The organism is Microbacterium sp. NPDC078428, from assembly GCF_044542535.1.
In the GTDB taxonomy this organism is placed as follows: domain Bacteria; phylum Actinomycetota; class Actinomycetes; order Actinomycetales; family Microbacteriaceae; genus Microbacterium; species Microbacterium limosum.
On record NZ_JBITUP010000001.1, the window covers coordinates 360,111 to 378,178 of the forward strand.

Here is an 18,068-nt window from a genome sequence, read left to right on the forward strand (position 1 = left end):
AGGAATGGAAAGACGATGAGCTCCGACCACGTCGACATCGCCGGCATCCGCGTGGCCCCCGTGCTGCGCGCCTTCGTCGAGGAGGAGGCGCTCGAGGGCTCCGGAGTCTCTGCGGACGCGCTGTGGCGGGCTCTCGCGGGCATGGCGGCGGAGTTCGGGCCGCGCACGCGGGCGCTGCTCGCCGAGCGCGACCGCCTGCAGGGGACGATCGACCAGTGGCACCGCGCAAACCCCGGCGGCCACCGCGACACGGAGCGCTACCGCGGCTTCCTGCAGGAGATCGGCTACCTCGACGCCGCCCCCGTGCCGACCATCACGACGGAGGGCGTCGACGAGGAGATCGCCTCGCTGTGCGGGCCGCAGCTGGTCGTGCCGGTCACCAATGCGCGGTACGCCCTCAACGCCGTGAACGCGCGCTGGGGGTCGCTCTACGACGCGCTGTACGGCACCGATGCCATCCCGGGCCCCACCGCCGGGGGCGGCTACGACGCCGACCGGGGCGCGCAGGTGATCGCGTGGGCCAAGGCCTTCCTCGACCGTGCCGTGCCCCTGCAGGGCGGCTCCCACGCGGATGTCGTGGCCTACGGCATCCGCGACGGCGCGCTGTCGGCGACTCTCGCCGGTGGCGCCGAGACGGGGTTGCAGGATGCCGGGGCGCTGCGCGGCTTCGCCGGCGACCCGGCCGACCCGCAGGCGGTGCTGCTGCGCCACCACGGCCTGCACGTGGAGCTGCTCATCGACCGGTCGGGGGCCGTGGGTGCGTCCGACCCCGCGGGCGTCGCGGACGTCGTGCTCGAGTCGGCGCTGACCACGATCGTCGACTTCGAGGATTCGGTGGCCACGGTCGACGCCGACGACAAGGTCGCGGCGTACCGGAACTGGCTGGGCCTGAACCGCGGGGATCTGCAGGACGCGTTCGAGAAGCGCGGGCGCACCGTGACCCGACGGCTCAACGCCGACCGGGAGTACACCTCGCCGGCGGGGGAACGCGTCGTGCTGCCCGGTCGCGCGCTCATGTTCGTGCGCAACGTGGGCCACCTCATGACGACCGACGCCGTGCTCGACGCGGACGGCAACGAGATCGGGGAGGGTCTGCTCGACGCGCTCCTGACGGCCCTGTGCGCCCTTCCGGGCCGCCGCGGCGAGCGCGCGAACGGACGCGAGGGGTCGATCTACATCGTCAAGCCGAAGATGCACGGCCCGGCCGAGGCGGCGCTCGCCCGCGACATGTTCGCGCGCGTCGAGGAGGTGCTGGGGCTGCCCGAGCGCTCGATCAAGATCGGCGTCATGGACGAGGAGCGCCGCACGAGCCTGACGCTGGAGGCGGTGCTGTCGGAGGTGGCCGACCGGGTCGTGTTCATCAACACGGGGTTCCTGGACCGGTCGGGCGACGAGATCCACACCTCGATGCACGCCGGACCCGTCGTGCCCAAGACGCAGATGAAGGCGCAGGAGTGGATCCGCGCCTACGAGGACAGAAACGTCGACGTCGGGCTCGCCGCGGGGCTGCCCGGGCGCGGCCAGATCGGCAAGGGGATGTGGGCGATGCCCGACCGCATGGCCGACATGCTGCGCGAGAAGGCGGCGCACCCGCAGGCGGGCGCGAGCACCGCCTGGGTCCCCTCGCCGACCGCCGCGACGCTGCACGCCACGCACTACCACGACGTGGATGTCGCGGCCCGCCGACGGGAGATCGCCGAGCGCCCCATCGCCGACATCGATCGTCTGCTGACGATCCCCGTGGGCGACCCGGCCGAGTGGGACGAGGCGGCCCGTGCGCGGGAGGTGGACCTGAACGTGCAGTCGCTGCTGGGATACGTCGTGCGGTGGGTCGAGCAGGGCATCGGATGCTCCAAGGTCCCCGACCTCGACGACGTGGGCCTCATGGAGGACCGCGCGACGCTGCGCATCTCGAGCCAGCTGCTCGCCAACTGGCTCTGCCACGGCGTCGTCAGCGGCGACCAGGTGCGGGAGAGCCTCGAGCGCATGGCCGCCGTCGTCGACGCGCAGAACGCGGACGACCCGTCCTACCGGCCACTCGGGCCGGACCTCGGCGAGAGCGTCGCGTTCGCCGCCGCGCTCGAGCTGGTGTTCGACGGCGCCGCGCAGCCCAGCGGCTACACGGAGCCGATCCTGCACCGGGCGCGGCGCGAGGCGAAGGCGCGGGCGCTCACCGGCGTGTGATCGGCGCGCCCGCGACGCGGGTCAGAGGCGGTCGGAGAGGATCTCGATGACCGCTCTGCGGAGCGCGGCCGGCACGGCCAGGTGGCGGCCGCCGAGGAAGGCCTCGGCCTCACGCTGAGTGATCGACTCGATGACGGACACCGACACGTCGGGATAGCGGGCGGCCAGCCACGCGACGAGGTCGGCGTAGGCCACGGCATCCTGTTCGCTGATGCGGATGACGGACGGGCCGTCGGTCGAATCGACCTGTGTGCTCGCCGGTCCATTCGTCATGTCTTCGAGTCTCGCAGCCGAGCGTCCGGATGACTAATGCTTTGGATTTAGATAGCTACCCTAGTAACTTAGTCAAGGAGCATCCGGGGAGGTAAACATGTTCGACACTGTCGCGCCGCCGACGACGACCACCGACACCGCCCCGCCGGTGACGTGGGTCACGGTCGACCGCGGGCTCGTCGTGGGCAGTCGCCCGGGCGAATACGTCGGATCCATCGAGCATGCACCCATCGGGCACGTGGCGATCGACGGAGCCGGCAACGTCGTCGGACGCTTCGACTCGCTTGCGCAAGCCAAGCGCGCTCTCGTCTCGCCCCCGCGCAGCCCGCGCAACGAACAGGAGCCCGCATGGCATCGCACCGCACAGCGGGTCGCGGCCGCGACGGGGCTGCTCAGTGCCTCGTTGGCCGTCGCCGCCGTCGTCATCACCGCCGTTTGAGCGTGCCGTCTTCCGGCACCGCCCGGTCAGGGCGTGCGCGGACGAACCTCCTCCGGCTGGACCTGGTCGACCGCATCCTGCAGCCGCGTGAGGCAATCGACCACGACGGCGCTCTCCTCGGCGCTCAGATCGATGACCGCATCGAGCATGCGGTCGTGCATCGCGCCGAGCGTCGCCCGCACCTCCGAATCGGAATCGACCGTCGCGACGACGAGCAGGCTGCGCCGGTCGCTCGGGTGGGGCATCCGCTTGATGTGGCCGGACTTCTCGAGCCGATCGAGGATCGCGGTCATCGACGCGGTCGACACCGCCAGGTACCGGGTGAGCTCGCCGGGCGAGACCGAGCGGCTCTCCCTCTGCGCCCGCAGCAGGTAGCGCAGCACCAGAAGGTCGTTCTCGCCCATGGACATCGACTCGCGCGTGCGACGGCGCATCGCGACCTCGGCGGCGCGGTACAGGCGGAACGCCTCGAGAACCGCGATGGCGCGGGCACGCTGATCGCCCGCGGTGTCTCCGTACCAGTAGTTGGTGGTCTCGCTCGACGTCACATTCGCATCCTAGGCGAACCGATCGCGGCGGGCGAAGAAGGCGGGGGCGCCTCGTGAACGACGACACGGGGCAGGTCCGGGCGGCGCTGGCCGCGTACCGTGCGGCGGCCGTGGCGGCCGATCGCGCCGTGAGCGACACCCTCGGCGTCGGCCAGAACGACCTCGCCGTCGTGCGGCTGCTGCTGGATGCCGAGGGGCGGGAGCAGACGCTGACGCCCCGTGACGTCGCGCTCGCGCTCGGCATCTCGACCGCGTCCACGACGGCGCTCATCGACCGGCTCGAGTCGGCGGGAGTCGTCGCGCGGGAGCCCAATCCCCGCGATCGGCGCAGCCTCATCCTGCGCGCGCGGGTGGATGCCGCGAGCGCCGTGCGCGCGCACGTCTTCGCCTCGGTCGATGCCGAGCGCGCCGTGGTCGACGCGCTCTCTCCCGAGCACCGCGAGGTGCTGCTGCGGGCGCTCGGCGATCTCACCGACGCCGCGGACGACGTCGTGCGTCGCCACCGCTGACGGGGGTTCGTCGCGGCCAGGTCCAGGGGCGCAAAGAAAAACCCCGGGGGACCGTGGTCGACCCCGGGGTTCCTCAGGTGACGGGCCGCGCCCCCCGGCTGCGGCCCGAGCTTTGGACTCGGGGACTCGCGCCCCCGCGTGATATCGACGGTACCCCACCCGGTCGCGGCCACCGGGGGCTTGTCGCCCCGAGGTCGCTCTGATAAGGCGGCGCCGGATGCCGCGGGTCAGCGCGGCGCGGCGGCGGAGCGGCCGCGCCCGCCGCGCGATCCCCGGCGGCGTCCGCCGGAGCGGGGAGCCTGGTCGCCGGCCCCCGAGCGGGGGCCGTGGTCCTGACCGGCACCACGGCCGGCGCCCTGCGCGGCGGCGGGACGCGCGGTGCCGCGCGCGGTCGAACCGGCACGGCCCGATCCGCCGCGGCTCGCTCCGCCACGACCGGCGCCGCCGCGGCCGTTCGAGGCCCCCGACGTGGTTGCCGTGACCGGCGCCGGAGTCACGTGCGGGGCTGGGTCGCCGACGAGGGCTGCGACCTCCGGATGCCGTGCCGTGACGGGCTCGAGTGCGGCGCGGATCTGCGCCTTGCGGAGCAGGTCGCCCACGTCGCGGCGCTGGGCCTCGAGCGTGACCGTGACGACGGTTCCCTCAGCCCCGGCGCGTGCCGTGCGGCCCGAGCGGTGCAGGTACGCCTTGTGCTCGACGGGCGGGTCGACGTGCACGACCAGCTCGACGCCGTCGACGTGCACTCCGCGCGCGGCGACGTCGGTGGCGACGAGCACGCGCACGCCCCCGGCATCCGCGTCGGCCCCGAAGGCGGCCAGGTTGCGCTCGCGCGCCCCCTGCGAGAGGTTTCCGTGCAGATCTACCGCGGGGATGCCCGAGGCGGTCAGCTGCTTGGCGAGCTTCTTGGCCTGGTGCTTCGTGCGGGTGAAGAGGATGCGGCGGCCGCGGCCCGAGGCGAGGTGACGCACGAGCTCGGCCTTCTCGCCGTCGCCGACGACGAAGACGCGGTGCGTCATCGCGGCGGGCGGGACGCTGGACTCGTCGACCTCGTGGCGCACCTCGTTCTGGAGGAAGCGACGCACGAGCACGTCGACGCCGCGGTCGAGCGTCGCGCTGAAGAGCATGCGCTGGCCGCCGGCCGGCGTCGCGCCCATGATGCGGGTGACGCCCGGGAGGAAGCCGAGGTCGGCCATGTGGTCGGCCTCGTCCAGCACCGTGATCTCGACGCGGTCGAGGCGGATGACGCCCTGCTTCATGAGGTCTTCGAGGCGGCCGGGGCACGCCACGACGATGTCGACGCCGGCGCGCAGGGCCTGCTCCTGCGGGCGCTGGCCCACGCCGCCGAAGATCGTCGTGACCTTCAGTCCGCTCGCGGCGGCCAGGGGCGCCACGGTCGCCGCGATCTGCGTCGCGAGCTCGCGGGTGGGGGCGAGAACCAGGCCGCGGGGGCGCATCGGCGTGCGGGTGGCCGCGTTCGCACCGCTCAGGCGGGCGACGAGGGGGAGGGCGAAGGCGATCGTCTTGCCGCTGCCCGTGCGGCCCCGGCCGAGCACGTCGCGGCCGGCGAGGGAGTCGGGCAGCGTGTCGCGCTGGATGGGGAAGGCCTCGGTCTTGCCGTCGGCTTCGAGGACGGAGGCCAGGCGTGCGGGCACGCCGAGGTCGAGGAAAGTAGGCATGGAGATGCTTTCGGGTGAGAGCGCGGACCGGATCCGGTCACGGGCGCGGAGTGGGCGACGGCGCGGGATCGCGCATCGGTTCGCCGTTCGAGAAGATGCACGGCCTCGGGTGGGCCGGGAAGCGTATCGACGACGCAGACGGGTGAGCCGTCGGAGCAACCTTAGCAGGGCCGAAGATGAGCGGCGGGTGACGGTCACCTGGGGATCCCCCGTGCATCGCCCTTTCGGCATACACCGCCACGTAGTGTGGGGCCCCAGCGATCGGCGCCCGCCTTTGGCTTCGCCCAGACCCGTTCGGGTCGTCCGACGAGCAGGTGCCTTCATCTCCTCCACCGTCATCCAGGCCGCTTCTCATTTCTCCTCGACCATGGGCCCGGTCCGGCAGACCTACGCGTCGTCCGAGACCTTCCCCCACCTGACCCGCGCCTACACCGAGGTGTCGCAGGTCGTGCGCGAGACGGGGCTGCTGCGCCGCACCCCGTGGTTCTACACGGTCGTCGGCTCGCTGCTCGTGCTCGCCTTCGGCGGTCTCGTGACCGGGTTCATCCTGCTCGGCGACAGCTGGTTCCAGCTGCTCATCGCCGCGGGCCTCGGCATCCTGCTCACTCAGGTCGCGTTCCTCTCCCATGAGGCGGCCCACAAGGCCATCCTCTCTTCGGGCCCGGCGAACGACCGCCTCGCGAAGTTCCTCGGCAGTGGCATCGTGGGCATGAGCTACTCGTGGTGGGGCTCCAAGCACACCCGCCACCACGCCAACCCCAACCGCGTGAGCCGCGATCCCGACATCGAGATCGACACGATCTCCTTCGTCGAGGAGGATGCCGCGAAGGCCTCCGGCCTGCTCGGTCTCATCACGCGCCGCCAGGGGTACCTCTTCTTCCCGCTCCTCACGCTCGAGGGCCTGAACCTGCACTTCCTGGGGCTCAAGCACCTCGTCACGACGCCCGGGGTCAAGGGGCGTTGGTCGGAGCTGGGCATGATCGGCCTGCGGTTCGCGGTGCTGTTCACAGCGGTGTTCTGGATGCTCCCGCTCGGCATGGCGTTCGCCTTCCTCGGCGTGCAGCTGGCGGTCTTCGGCGTCTACATGGGAGCCGCGTTCGCGCCGAACCACAAGGGCATGCCCATCATCGACCGCGACGCGAAGCTCGACTTCTTCAGCAAGCAGGTGCGCACGTCGCGCAACGTCTCCGGCGGCTGGTGGGCGACGTGGCTCATGGGGGGCCTGAACTATCAGGTCGAGCACCACCTGTTCCCCAGCATGCCGCGCCCCCACCTCGCGCAGGCGCGCGAGATCGTGCGCGAGGCGTGCGTGAGCTTCGACGTGCCCTACTCCGAGACCACCCTGTGGCGCTCGTACGGCATCGTGATCGCGTACTTGAACCGGGTCGGGCTCGCCGCGCGCGACCCGTTCGAGTGCCACATCGTCTCGAGGTTCCGCCGAGTCTGATCCTCCGGCGCGTGCTCCTCCTCCCGGCGGGAGCTCGCGCGAACGCCGGGGCGGCTACTCTCGATGGCGAGGGGGTGACGTAGTGCCGAACGCCGCCGCGGGTGCGCACGACGCGACGGAGGTCGCGGAGGAGTCGAACGCGCGCGTGAAGCGCCCCCGCGTCGCCGACGTCGTCGAGGAGGGCATCTACATCGCCGCCGCCGCGACGCGGCTGAGCGTGAAGAACCGCATCCTCATGGAGACCATCGCGGGCGGCGAGGGGTACGACGTCGACCGGTTCCTCCCCGACGCGCGCGCGGCACTGCTGGCGCTCGCCGACGAATCCGACGCCGAGGCGGAACGCGTGCGGCGGGAGAAGAAGGATGCCTGGCGTCGTTTCTCCGACCCCAACGGCACCCACGACTACGGCAGCCGCGACCTCGGCAACCTGCGTCGGCGGCAGCGCCAGGGCAGGAAGATCGCGAAGGCCCTGCGCGCGCGTGCGGAGGACGAGGCGGCCCTGCGGCAGCTCGTCGAGGCCTCGCGGGATGCCGCGTGGGCCGAGCTCGCGGCCAACATCGACCGCACCCTCCGCATGGAGGCCGCTCGCCCGGACCTCGAACCCGACTACGGCACGATGCGCGAGGCGCGCATGCAGGCCCTGCGTCTCGTCGACCTCGCGGGGCTCGCCTCCCAGCGGCGCACGCGGGCCAGGGCGCTGGCGAAGAACGACGCGGCGGCCGCGGCCGGCGACACCGCGCCGGATGCCGGGGCGAGCGCCCGGGCGGCGTCGGCGGAGGCGGGTTTCGCCGAGAGGGCGCGCGCCCGCGGCATCGACCCCGCCGAGCTCGACGACTGACGCGGCATCCACTCCGCCCTCGATTCGCGCGGCGGCACGCTGTGGGGTAATCTGATCGCTGGTGTGCGCGGCGGATCTCTGCGGCGGGAACGCACCGAGCGCCCGTAGCTCAATGGATAGAGCATCTGACTACGGATCAGAAGGTTAGGGGTTCGAGTCCCTTCGGGCGCACACTGTGTTGAGACAGTAAGCATCGAAAACCCGCGGATCTCCGCGGGTTTTCGTGTTTCTGCCGGTGGATCCGGGAGCGCGCGGCGGCCCCTCCGCCCACTGACGGTCGGGGCTCCCGGGTACGCTCGGCCGCATGCACCGGCTCACCCGCGACGAGGCCCGGCGCATCGTCGTGCGTGCGCAGCTGCTCGACGCCGATCGCCCCGGTGACGTGGTCGAGGTCATCGAGCAGCTGGGGTCCATCAAGATCGACCCGACGGCGACGATCGCCCCGGCCGAGCAGAGCATCCCGTGGACGCGCATCGGCTGGTCGTTCGAGCCGGGTCAGCTGCGCAAGGCGGTCGAGGACGACCGCACCGTCTTCGAGTTCGACGGCGCGTTCCACGCCGGCAGCCTGCTCGCGCCGATGGTCGCTCGCATGCGCAGCCGCACGCTCCGGCCGGCGATGAGGGAGTACCTCGACGCCAACGACGCCTTCCGCCGCGACATCCTCGCCCGGCTCACGGCGGAGGGGCCCCTCCGCGCCTCCGACATCCCCGACACCAGCGTCGTTCAGCGCAACGACGAGAGCGGCTGGTACGGCAGCAATCAGGTGCCGCGGATGCTGGAGCTGCTCGCCCTGCTCGGCGAGGTGGCGATCACCGCGCGGGCGGGGCGCCAGCGGGTGTGGGATATCCCCGAGCGGGTATATCCCGGCGATCTGCCGCTCCCGACGCCCGAGGAGGCGGACCGGATCATCCAGGAGCGGCAGCTGCAGGCGGCCGGTCTCGCCCGCGAGCGCTCGCCCTGGACGCCCGTCGGCACGGCGGGGGAGCCCGCGGAGGTGGAGGGCAGCGCGTGGCGCTGGCGCGTGGACCCCGGAGCCATCGCGACGCTCGACGACGACCCCGGGGGCCGCGCGGCGATCCTCAATCCGTACGACCGGATGCTCTTCGACCGCCCCCGGCTCACCGAGCTGTTCGAGTTCACGTACGTGCTCGAGCAGTTCAAGCCGAAGGCGCAGCGCGTCTACGGCTATTTCGCGCACCCCATCCTCGTGGGCGACAGGTTCCTGGGGCTGCTCGACGCCGAGCTCGACAAGAAGAAGGAGCGGCTCCTCGTCACCGCCGTGCACGAGCTCGTGCCCTTCGACGAGGACGAGCGCGAGATGGTGGATGCCGAGATCCGCGACCTCGCGGAGTGGCTGGGCGTTCCCCTCGTGCTACCCGGCTGATCCTCCCCGGCAAGAGGGAGCGCGCATAATCGAGGGGATGCCCGACACCACCCCGCGCCGCTCGGCGCGTCCCCGCACGGGGCTGCTCGCCCTCCTCGCCGACGCCGTTCTCGTCGTCGCCTTCGCCGCGATCGGCCGCGCCAGCCACGACGAGGGCCTCACTCCGCTGGGGGCGCTGGGGACGGCGTGGCCCTTCCTCGCGGGCCTCGGGGCGGGCTGGCTCGCCACCCTCGCGTGGCGGCGTCCGGTGGCTCCCGTGCGCACGGGTCTCGGGGTGTGGGCCGTGACGGTCGTGGCCGGGATGCTGCTGCGTGCGCTCAGCGGTCAGGGCACGGCGACGGCGTTCATCGTCGTCGCGACCCTGACGCTCCTGGTCTTCCTCGTGGGGTGGCGCGTCATCGCGACGGCGATCGCGCGTTCCCGCGGCTCGGCCTCTCGGCCGTGACCCGCGGACGCCGTCAGGGGCGTCCCATCCCGTGGTACTCCCAGCCGGCGTCCCGCCAGGCGGCGGCGTCGAGGCAGTTGCGGCCGTCGACGACGATGCGCCCCGCCGTCAGCGTCGCGGCGTGCTTGGGGGAGAGCTGCCGGCGGTACTCGTCCCACTCCGTGACCACGAGCACGAGGTCGGCTCCGCGGAGGGCCTCGTCGCGGTCCTTCTCGTAGGAGAGCTGCGGGTGGATGCGCTCGGCGTTCTCGAGGGCCTCGGGGTCGGTCACGGTGACCCACGCACCGAGGCCTCGCAGGCGCACGGCCACGTCGAGGGCGGGGGAGTCGCGGATGTCGTCGCTGTGGGGCTTGAACGCGGCGCCGAGCACCGTGATGTTCTTCTTGAACACCGAGCCGCCGAGCGACTCGATCACCAGCTGCACGGCGCGCTCGCGGCGGCGCAGGTTGATCGCGTCGACCTCGCGCAGGAATGCGACCGACTCGCCGCGGCCGAGCTCTTCGGCGCGGGCCGAGAAGGCGCGGATGTCCTTCGGGAGGCAGCCGCCGCCGAAGCCGATGCCGGCGCCGAGGAAGCGGCGCCCGATGCGCACGTCGTGGCCGATCGCGTCGGCGAGCTGGGTGACGTCGGCGCCCGTGGCCTCGGCGATCTCGGCCATCGCGTTGATGAACGAGATCTTCGTCGCGAGGAAGGCGTTGGCGGCGACCTTCACCAGCTCGGCCGTCGGAAGGTCGGTGACGATGAACGGCGTCTCCTTGGCCACGGCGGGGTGGTAGACCTCGCGCAGCACGTCGGCGGCACGCTCGCCCGCCTCTCCCGCGGGCACGCCCACGACCAGGCGGTCGGGGTCGACGGTGTCCTGCACGGCCCATCCCTCGCGCAGGAACTCGGGGTTCCACACGAGGGTCGCACCGGCGGCCTCGACCCGCGGCGTCAGCGTCGCGGCGGTGCCCACGGGCACCGTGGACTTGCCGGCCACGACGTCGCCCTCGCTCAGGTAGGGCACGAGCGCGTCGACGGCCGCGTTGACGTAGGTGAGGTCGGCCGCGTAGCCGTCCTTCTGCTGAGGGGTGCCGACGCCGATGAAGTGCACGGCGGCGCCGGATACCGCGGCCATGTCGGTCGTGAACGACAGCCGCCCCGACGCGATCCCCGCCTCGAGGATCTCCTGCAGGCCCGGTTCGAAGAAGGGCGCCCTGCCGGCCGAGAGCGCGTCGACCTTGCGCTGGTCGACGTCGATGCCGACGACCTCGTGGCCGATCGATGCCATGGCTGCGGCGTGGACTGCCCCCAGGTATCCACAGCCGATCACGGAGAGGCGCATGAAAGCTCCTTGGGTGAGGGATGTCCTCCGCCACGTCCCCGGTGGCGGAAGTTCCCCCCCTTCCTATCAGACCGAGGGCGCTCTCCCGGAAACGGGTGCCGCGGCACGGCGGCGTACCCGCCCCCGCGGCGGGCATGATGGAGACCTACGGGTGGGTCGTCCACCCAGGGGGGGCCGGGAATGAGCACGCACATCGCGATCGTGTGGAATCCGTCGAAGACCGAGAAGGAGACCCTCGAGAAGGGTCTGGACGGCGCCGGTCTCGTCGCCGAAGCCGAGGTGTCGTGGTTCGAGACCACGGTCGAGGATCCCGGCCAGGGCGCCACCCGCCGCGCGCTCGCCGCCGGTGCTGATCTCGTCATCGCCGCCGGGGGTGACGGGACCGTTCGCGCCGTGGCAGAGGCGCTCGCCGATGCCTCGTCGGATGTCGAGCTGGGCATCGTGCCGCTCGGCACGGGCAACCTGCTCGCCCGCAACCTCGGTCTGCCGATCAACGACGTGCCGGCGGCGGTGGCACGGGCCGTCGAGGGCACGTCGATCCCGGTCGACGTGGGCTGGGTCGACATCGAGCTGGAGAAGGGCTCCGAGCGTCACGCGTTCGTCGTGATGATCGGCTTCGGCATCGACGCGCACATGATCGCCGAGACGAACGAGGACCTGAAGGCGAAGGCCGGATGGCTGGCGTACGTCGAGTCGCTCGGTCGGGCGCTCACCGCGAGCGAGATCGTGCCGTTCCACCTCACCGCCGACGATCTGCCCGGCCGCGACGAAGAGGGCCACACCCTCCTGATTGCGAACTGCGGCACCCTGCAGGGCGGCCTCACCCTCCTGCCGGACGCCGACCCCTCCGACGGCGAGCTCGACTACCTGCTGCTCAGCGCCGACGGCGTGGGGGAGTGGCTCGGCACCCTCAAGACGATGGTGTGGGACAACGGCCTCGGGCGCCTCATCCGCGGCAAGGACGAGACCACCAGCACGGATGCCGTGACGCACGGCCGCGCGCGCAAGATCCGCGTGACCCTGCCCCAGCCCCGCGCCTTCGAGATCGACGGCGAGGAGATCGGCGAGACCCGGGAGTTCGCGGTGACGCTGCAGCCGGCCGCCATCCACGTGCGCTGACGCCCGCGGTCAGCGCGCCGGTTCGCGCTCGTCGTGCGCGCGAACCCGGTCGCCGGTGTCGCGCCGGGTCTTCGTCAGCACCGCCCAGATCGCTACTGCGACGACGGCGTACGCGGCGAAGAGCGACGTCCAGACCCAGAACGGGGCGGAGGTCTCCTCCCAGCTGCCCGGGAACGGCAGCAGGACGACCATGAACAGCGACGCCCCCGCGGCGTAGACGATGATCCACATGCCGCGGCTGGCGGAGAAGATCGCCGACCCCGCGAGTCCCCCCAGAGGCAGCAGCATGATGGGCAGCGCGGAGATCCCGAGCACGGTGATGCCCGCGAGCGCTTCGACGGCGAATCGATCGAGGATGCCGCCGGAGCGGGTGAGAGGTTCGGCGAGAACGCCGTAGAGGAACCACGCCGACATGCCCGCGCCGGCGACGTAGGCGATCTCGACGACCGCGAGGCGCAGCCCGTCCCGCGTGCTCAACGCGGCGGGCAGGGCGGCCGCGATGATGAGGCCGAAGACGACGCCCGGCGCGAAGCCGGTGAGGCGCGACAGCAGCACGGAGGCGAGGAGGATGCCGAGGGATCCCGCGACGAGCCCGACTCGAGCGGTCGGGCTGATCGCCCACCGCCGTGCGACGCCCGCCACGAGCGCGGCGCCGGCGACCGCCTCGACGCCGAACGCGACGATGTTCGAGGCGACCATCCGCACGGATCCCGCGTTCCAGCCGAACGTCGGGTCGACGAAGCCGGCGATGACCGCCGCGGCGAGCACGCCCAGGGCGAGCGGTGCCGCTCGAGGCAGTCGTGCGCTCGCCGCGCGGGTAGCCCGTGCGACGGGTTGGCCGATTCGGCGGCCGACGGCTGCGAGCGGCGCCCACAGCCGCGAGACACGGTCGTAGTTCTCGCTGATCGCCGTCTCCATCAGCCTGCCGGGGAACGCGAGGATCGCCGCGAACACGAGCGTGAGTCCCAGCGTGCATCCGAGGGTGAGGGGGTCGAGCGAGACCTGGCTCGGAGTGCGCAGTTCGCTGAGAGTCGAGGGCGCGGCCGGCCCGTCCCGGAGATCGGTGGGGGCCGCGATCGGTGTGCCCTCGTCGATCGCGACATTCTCGGTCGGTGTGTCGATCGCCGCGTTCTCGTCAGGCTCCTCCTCGTCCGGATCCGGCAGATCGAGCATGGGGAGGATGCGTGCGCGGATGACCGCGAGGGCGCTGGAGGTGAGGCCGCGGGACGCCATCATGACCCCGTCGCCCAGCAGCACCTCGCGTGCGGGAAAGGAGAGGACGACCGTGTCGTCCGGTTCTGCGATCAGCGTGTAGACGGGCCCGTCCGCCGAATCCGAGCGCGCGTAGCCGTTCGCCAGAAGCCGTTCTCGGAGCGTGTCCTGGTCGGAGACGATCGCGTACCCGACCGCCACCGCGTCGGGGTCGGTGTCGCGCAGCCACCAGCAGGTCAGCCCCCGCCCGTCGAAGATCTCCGACCACACGGTCCACGAGGTGGCGTCGTCGTGCATGGTCGGCTCGTCGCCGGTGCCGACGGTCTCGGCTTCGCGGTACCCCGACGAGGCGAGTTCTGCCCGGAGTGTCTGCTCGATCAGGTCATCGCATGTCACCGGTGCCGCTGTTGTGACCGGGATCGCCGATCCGGATGCCGCGGACTCCTCGGCGAGCCCGTGAGTCGCGCTCGTCGCGCCCGCCCACATGGCAACGGCGAGAGCCGCCGTGACGAAGACCCTGCGAATGCTCATCGGATGGGCTCGTGAAGCGCGCTGCGTGGGCGTGGTGTCACCGTCGTCTCCCCGGGGTGGCTCCTGGCGGGCGACGGCGAATGGGCGGGAGAGTCCCCCGTTCCCTCGTTCTCACGCCGCTACCCCAGCGCGCCCTGTCGGGCGCGTAGCTGTCGTGCTCGTCCTTCCTACCGCAGGCGCCGAAGCCAGGACAAGCGCCGCGCACATCGGTCAGAACGGTGGTGGTTCGCCGTCGGCGTTCGCGTATTCATCGTCGGGGGTGAATCGTACGCGTGGTGGTGTGGGTGGTTGGTCGGTGTAGGTGAGTCCCCCCGGTGAGGTCCATTGCAGGACGCCGCCGCCGTGTTGGGTGACTTTCCAGGCTGTTTCGCCTTTGAGGGTGTGGTGTCTTCGGCACAGGTGGGCGAGGTTTCCGGTGTGGGTTTTCCCGCCGTGGGCGTAGTCGATCGAATGGTCGAGGTCGCATCGGTGTGCGGGCCTGCGGCAGCCGGGGAAGCGGCAGTGCCGGTCGCGTGCGCGGAGGTATCGTTTCATTTCCGCGGAGGGGGTGTATCGGTCGACGGCGAGGATGCTTCCGGTGATGGGGTCGGTGAGGATGCGGTCCCATCCGGGTGCCTGTGCGGCTAGTTCCCGGGCGGTGTCGGCGTCGATGGGTGTTTTCCCGACGAGTTGTCCGGGTTCGGCGGTGACGCCGGCGAGGGTGAGGGCGGGGACGGTGACGTTGACGATCGCGGTGATCGCCCCCAACCCGCCGTACCCGTCGGCCAGTCCTTCCCCGGTCTCCACATTGGGGGTGGAGGTGAGGAGCATGTCGGCGGCGAGGTCCGCCCGGATCTGATCGAGGGTGCGGGTGTCGGTGGGGTCGAGGTTCTTCACCGCCCGGGCTTGTTGGGTGAGCCGGTCGTGGATCCCGTCGATGAGCACCGCCGGCTGCACGATCGTGAGCGATCCCATGCCGTCTTCGAGCATGGTCGTCCACACGCCCCGCCGTTCCCGGGCGGCCCGGTGCCGCTCTGTCAGCGACCCGGGTTGCAACTCCTCCGCCACCGGGGCCAGGGCCGCCCGTAACCGCCGGGGAGTGGTCGATTCGGCCTGTCGGACGGCTTCCGTCTCGAACGCCGCCCGCGCGACCGGGTCTGCCACCGGTGTTCCGAGTTCGGTGATCACCCTTACGTGCCGGGCCCCGATCCGTCCCTCGCCCCACGCGGTCATCGCCGCCGGGAACTCCCGCACCACCACGGCCGCTTCGCCCATCTGTCGTTGCACGGCCCCGTCGGGCTCCCGCGCCGCGACGGCCAGCTCCGCCGCTACCGCCCGCACCGGAAGTTCGGCGTCCTTCGCCGACGCTCGGGGCAGCGCCGCCACCCGCGACGCCGCCAGTTCCGCCGCTTCCGCCAGCACCCGTGCCACCGCGGCCTGAGCCATCGCTTCCGCGCGTCGGGCCGCGACGTAGCGTTCAGCGAGCTCCCGCGCCGCGACATCCACGTCGTCGCCCCACGGGGTGGACGCCGACACCGGGCTCGAATGCATGTTCGAAACTATAGAACCAGCCTCCGACATCGCCACCCGGATTCCGCCCCGAAATCGTCCTCTCGCAGAGAATGTGCATGAGATCTCTCTCATCTTTCCTCTGCCCTCTCGCCGTCTCCTGACGCTGCCCCTCTGCCGGTGGCAAGGGGCCGTTTCGGCCCGCGGCAGCCCCCGATCGCAGCGCGGCGCTCAGCGGTCCTCCTTGCGGCGCGTCGGGCCCCCGTCAACCCGTTTGCGTCAGCGGCGAGGTTCGCGTGGGCTGGGCGGCATGGATAGAGACAACCCGCCCATCGAGCCCGGTCCAGAGCCCGACACGACGGATGCCGGCGAACCGGACGACACTGACGAGCGCCACGGCACCGCGGGCCAAACGCCCGTCGTCGACTCCGAAGGCAACGTCGGGAGCGCCCCGACGGCCTGACGCGCCCACCCTCCCCACGCGCCGGCCTTCCCCACGCCCGCGCCCCGGCGCAGATGACGTGGCGAGTCCACCCGGCAACATTCCGAGAGCCGCGTGCGAGAGAATGAGCACATCCTGCTTCCTCAGGGGGTGAGCCATATGGATGGCAAGATCGAGTTCGATTTCAGGACGCACGACACCGAGGCTGCCGTGGAGCACCTCCGTCAGAGCTATGGGCGACTGAGTGTCCGCGGGGCTGTGGACTACGGCGTCTCTGTGTCCGGCGACCGCTGTTTCTCCCTCGGCACCCTCTTGCTCGGGGGCGATCTCGCGATCAACGGCATCGTCGACGGGTTCACCGTCGTCGTGGGGCCGGATCGTTATCGCTGGCAGGTCGATGAGGATCGGGGCAACCTGGGGCAGGGCCCGGTTTTGTTCCATCCGAACGTCCCGCTGGGTGTGTACGTCGACCGGGCTCAGGTGAGCGTCGTTCGCTTCGACCCCCGAGAGCTGGAGCGCCTGGCCAGGCGTGCGTTCGACAATCCCCACCTCCACCTCGGGTTCGATGGTTCTCGTCCGATCTCCCGACGGCGTGGCGAGCGGTGGTCGCCGCTTCTGCGCTCGATCGCGAGCCAGCGGGACGAGATCGTCCACAACGATCTGCTCCGCGCCTCCGCCTATCGACAGCTCGCGGTGGCGACGCTGGGGATCTTCCGGTTCGAACGCACGACGCCGCGCCGCTCCGTCACCTCGCGCGGGGCGGCGGTCGCATACCGCGCGGCGATCGCCTTCATCGAGGAGAACGCCGCGCTTCCCATCACGGTCGAAGACGTCGCCGCCGCAGCGGGAGTGTCGTCCGTAAGGCTGGGGCAGATATTCATGCAGCACGCCTCGCCGCCCGAGAGCCCGCGCGCGTGCATCCGGCGCATCCGATTGGGGGCTGCGCGACGTGACATCTCCCGGTGGGAGCCCGACGAGTTCACTCTCGGCGACGTCGCAGCCCGATGGGGATTCACGCAGCAGGGCCTTGTGCGCCAGTATCGGCGTGCCTTCGGCGTCGACCTGCGCGACTGCGGGGGCGAGGTAGCCACGGCCAAGGCGACCGGTCAGGCTCCGACGGCGATCGCGCTCGCCTCGCGCCCCCTCGCCCCTGCGGCCCGAAACAGCGTGGTCGAGGGAGACTCGCCGAACCGCTCCGCGTAGCGGGCGGCGAAGCGCCCGGGGTGGGGGAGTCCCCACCGGGCGGCGACGTCTGACACGAGCAGTTCGGCAGACTCCGGATGCCGCAGGTTGCGCCGCGCGTAAGCCAGACGGATGTCGCGGAGCATGCCCGACGGCGTGTGCGCCCAGCGGCTCTGAAAGCGCTTCTCGAGCGTTCGCAGGCCGACCCCAGCCTCCTCGGCGATGTCACCGATGGACGCGCCGGATGCCGCGCGCCGGTGCATCAGCGAGAGCACTCGGTGCACGGAGGCGTCGGGGTCGGACGCGAGCGCGTCATCCAGCTCGCTCGTGTACTCGTGCCGCCCCGCGCGGAGCAGGCCTCTCACCACCGCGTCGGTCAGGGTCGGACCGACGAGCGGATCGTCCTCCTCCCGAAAGCGGGCCCACCAGTCGAGCCGCCGCGCGAGAGCCGCCCATTCCCTGCCCGCCGCGCTCGTGACGTCCACGGCCCCGTGAAAGCCGATCGGCCGCTGGATGCCGTGGCCCAGGATCGACGCGAGCGCGTTCTCCAGATGCGCGCTCTGCACCTTCACCGCGAGAAGCCTCGCCGGCGTCCTCCAGCCGTCGACGCGCGAGGGGGCGGCCGGCCCGTGCACGACAGCCTGACGCGTCGTGGCGCGGTGCTCGCGGCCTGCGTAGCTCATCAGCACATCCCCGTAGAGGGGGAGGTTCACCTGGTACGAGTCGAGGAACTCGGCCGCGCGGATGCTCACGGGAGTGCGGTACTCGAGCGCGCCGATGACGATCGGTCCGATCGTCGAGGCGCGCAGATGCATGCCGAATCCCTCGCCGCGGTCACGCAGGCGGAGGACGTGCGGATGGTAGACCCCGGCGCCGATCGCGACGGCGTCGTCGACCGACCGGGTGTGCACACTGACCGCGCCGAACTCATTCACAGACAAACTCCATTGTTGACGTCTTCAAGTATCTCCGGATGCGGCGACCCCCACAAGGAGGCCGGAGCGGTTGGTGTCCGAAATGCGAATCG

General features: G+C 71.6%; 17 protein-coding genes and 1 tRNA gene. 11 read left to right on the plus strand and 7 right to left on the minus strand.

Annotated elements, in window-relative coordinates:
- Window positions 1-15 precede the first annotated feature (15 nt).
- Window positions 16-2,184: a malate synthase G gene (locus tag ACIGCK_RS01700; protein WP_396663303.1), complete on the plus strand. Its 2,169-nt coding sequence runs from the start codon at window positions 16-18 to the stop codon at window positions 2,182-2,184.
- 21 nt (window positions 2,185-2,205) lie between these two features.
- Here ACIGCK_RS01700 and ACIGCK_RS01705 read toward each other — a convergent pair whose 3' ends face one another.
- Window positions 2,206-2,457 carry a hypothetical protein gene (locus ACIGCK_RS01705; protein ID WP_396663304.1) on the minus strand — a complete coding sequence of 84 codons (252 nt, stop codon included), beginning with the start codon at window positions 2,455-2,457 and terminating at the stop codon, window positions 2,206-2,208.
- 97 nt (window positions 2,458-2,554) lie between these two features.
- On the opposite strand from ACIGCK_RS01705, the gene ACIGCK_RS01710 reads away from it, so the two are divergent.
- A complete protein-coding gene (locus tag ACIGCK_RS01710; RefSeq protein WP_330171074.1) occupies window positions 2,555-2,896 on the plus strand; it encodes a hypothetical protein in 342 nt (113 codons plus the stop codon).
- Window positions 2,897-2,922: 26 nt separating this feature from the next.
- On the opposite strand, the gene ACIGCK_RS01715 is transcribed toward ACIGCK_RS01710, so the two are convergent.
- The gene (locus ACIGCK_RS01715; protein ID WP_396663307.1) at window positions 2,923-3,444 is read right to left on the minus strand and encodes a MarR family winged helix-turn-helix transcriptional regulator; all 522 of its coding nucleotides are present in this window, start codon (window positions 3,442-3,444) and stop codon (window positions 2,923-2,925) included.
- A gap of 53 nt (window positions 3,445-3,497) precedes the next feature.
- Here ACIGCK_RS01715 and ACIGCK_RS01720 point away from each other — a divergent pair, with 53 nt between their 5' ends.
- On the plus strand, window positions 3,498-3,953 hold the full coding sequence (locus tag ACIGCK_RS01720) for a MarR family winged helix-turn-helix transcriptional regulator (RefSeq protein ID WP_396663309.1): 456 nt from the start codon (window positions 3,498-3,500) through the stop codon (window positions 3,951-3,953).
- Between the two features lie 227 nt (window positions 3,954-4,180).
- Here ACIGCK_RS01720 and ACIGCK_RS01725 read toward each other — a convergent pair whose 3' ends face one another.
- Window positions 4,181-5,629, minus strand: coding sequence for a DEAD/DEAH box helicase (locus ACIGCK_RS01725; protein WP_396663311.1), 1,449 nt, complete (start codon window positions 5,627-5,629; stop codon window positions 4,181-4,183).
- A 367-nt stretch (window positions 5,630-5,996) separates the two neighbouring features.
- On the opposite strand from ACIGCK_RS01725, the gene ACIGCK_RS01730 reads away from it, so the two are divergent.
- The 5 genes from ACIGCK_RS01730 (at window position 5,997) to ACIGCK_RS01750 (ending at window position 9,743) form a co-directional block, all read left to right on the plus strand.
- The gene (locus ACIGCK_RS01730) at window positions 5,997-7,076 is read left to right on the plus strand and encodes a fatty acid desaturase family protein (RefSeq protein WP_396663312.1); all 1,080 of its coding nucleotides are present in this window, start codon (window positions 5,997-5,999) and stop codon (window positions 7,074-7,076) included.
- 82 nt (window positions 7,077-7,158) lie between these two features.
- Window positions 7,159-7,914: an asparagine synthase gene (locus ACIGCK_RS01735; protein ID WP_396663314.1), complete on the plus strand. Its 756-nt coding sequence runs from the start codon at window positions 7,159-7,161 to the stop codon at window positions 7,912-7,914.
- Between the two features lie 98 nt (window positions 7,915-8,012).
- Window positions 8,013-8,085 (plus strand) — tRNA-Arg (locus ACIGCK_RS01740).
- Window positions 8,086-8,218: 133 nt separating this feature from the next.
- A complete protein-coding gene (locus ACIGCK_RS01745; RefSeq protein WP_396663318.1) occupies window positions 8,219-9,298 on the plus strand; it encodes a DNA glycosylase AlkZ-like family protein in 1,080 nt (359 codons plus the stop codon).
- Window positions 9,299-9,335: 37 nt separating this feature from the next.
- Window positions 9,336-9,743 (plus strand): DUF3054 domain-containing protein, encoded by a 408-nt coding sequence (locus tag ACIGCK_RS01750; protein ID WP_330171081.1) that lies wholly within the window; start codon window positions 9,336-9,338, stop codon window positions 9,741-9,743.
- A 13-nt stretch (window positions 9,744-9,756) separates the two neighbouring features.
- Here the strand turns inward: ACIGCK_RS01750 and ACIGCK_RS01755 are convergent, their stop codons facing one another.
- Window positions 9,757-11,067: a UDP-glucose dehydrogenase family protein gene (locus ACIGCK_RS01755; protein ID WP_396663321.1), complete on the minus strand. Its 1,311-nt coding sequence runs from the start codon at window positions 11,065-11,067 to the stop codon at window positions 9,757-9,759.
- Between the two features lie 180 nt (window positions 11,068-11,247).
- On the opposite strand from ACIGCK_RS01755, the gene ACIGCK_RS01760 reads away from it, so the two are divergent.
- Window positions 11,248-12,186 carry a diacylglycerol/lipid kinase family protein gene (locus tag ACIGCK_RS01760; protein WP_396663323.1) on the plus strand — a complete coding sequence of 313 codons (939 nt, stop codon included), beginning with the start codon at window positions 11,248-11,250 and terminating at the stop codon, window positions 12,184-12,186.
- 9 nt (window positions 12,187-12,195) lie between these two features.
- Here the strand turns inward: ACIGCK_RS01760 and ACIGCK_RS01765 are convergent, their stop codons facing one another.
- Both ACIGCK_RS01765 and ACIGCK_RS01770 read right to left on the minus strand, forming a co-directional pair.
- Window positions 12,196-13,929, minus strand: a complete 1,734-nt coding sequence (locus ACIGCK_RS01765; protein ID WP_396663325.1) for a hypothetical protein — start codon at window positions 13,927-13,929, stop codon at window positions 12,196-12,198.
- A 210-nt stretch (window positions 13,930-14,139) separates the two neighbouring features.
- Entirely contained in the window at window positions 14,140-15,459 is a 1,320-nt protein-coding gene (locus ACIGCK_RS01770) for a DUF222 domain-containing protein (protein WP_396663327.1), read from the minus strand.
- A gap of 268 nt (window positions 15,460-15,727) precedes the next feature.
- Between ACIGCK_RS01770 and ACIGCK_RS01775 the strand changes: the two genes are divergently transcribed.
- Entirely contained in the window at window positions 15,728-15,880 is a 153-nt protein-coding gene (locus ACIGCK_RS01775) for a hypothetical protein (RefSeq protein ID WP_330171091.1), read from the plus strand.
- Between the two features lie 129 nt (window positions 15,881-16,009).
- Window positions 16,010-17,062: a hypothetical protein gene (locus tag ACIGCK_RS01780; protein WP_396663329.1), complete on the plus strand. Its 1,053-nt coding sequence runs from the start codon at window positions 16,010-16,012 to the stop codon at window positions 17,060-17,062.
- On the opposite strand, the gene ACIGCK_RS01785 is transcribed toward ACIGCK_RS01780, so the two are convergent.
- Window positions 16,966-17,976, minus strand: coding sequence for an AraC family transcriptional regulator (locus ACIGCK_RS01785; protein WP_396663331.1), 1,011 nt, complete (start codon window positions 17,974-17,976; stop codon window positions 16,966-16,968). The two genes, ACIGCK_RS01780 and ACIGCK_RS01785, sit on opposite strands and share 97 nt — an antisense overlap.
- Window positions 17,977-18,068 lie beyond the last annotated feature (92 nt).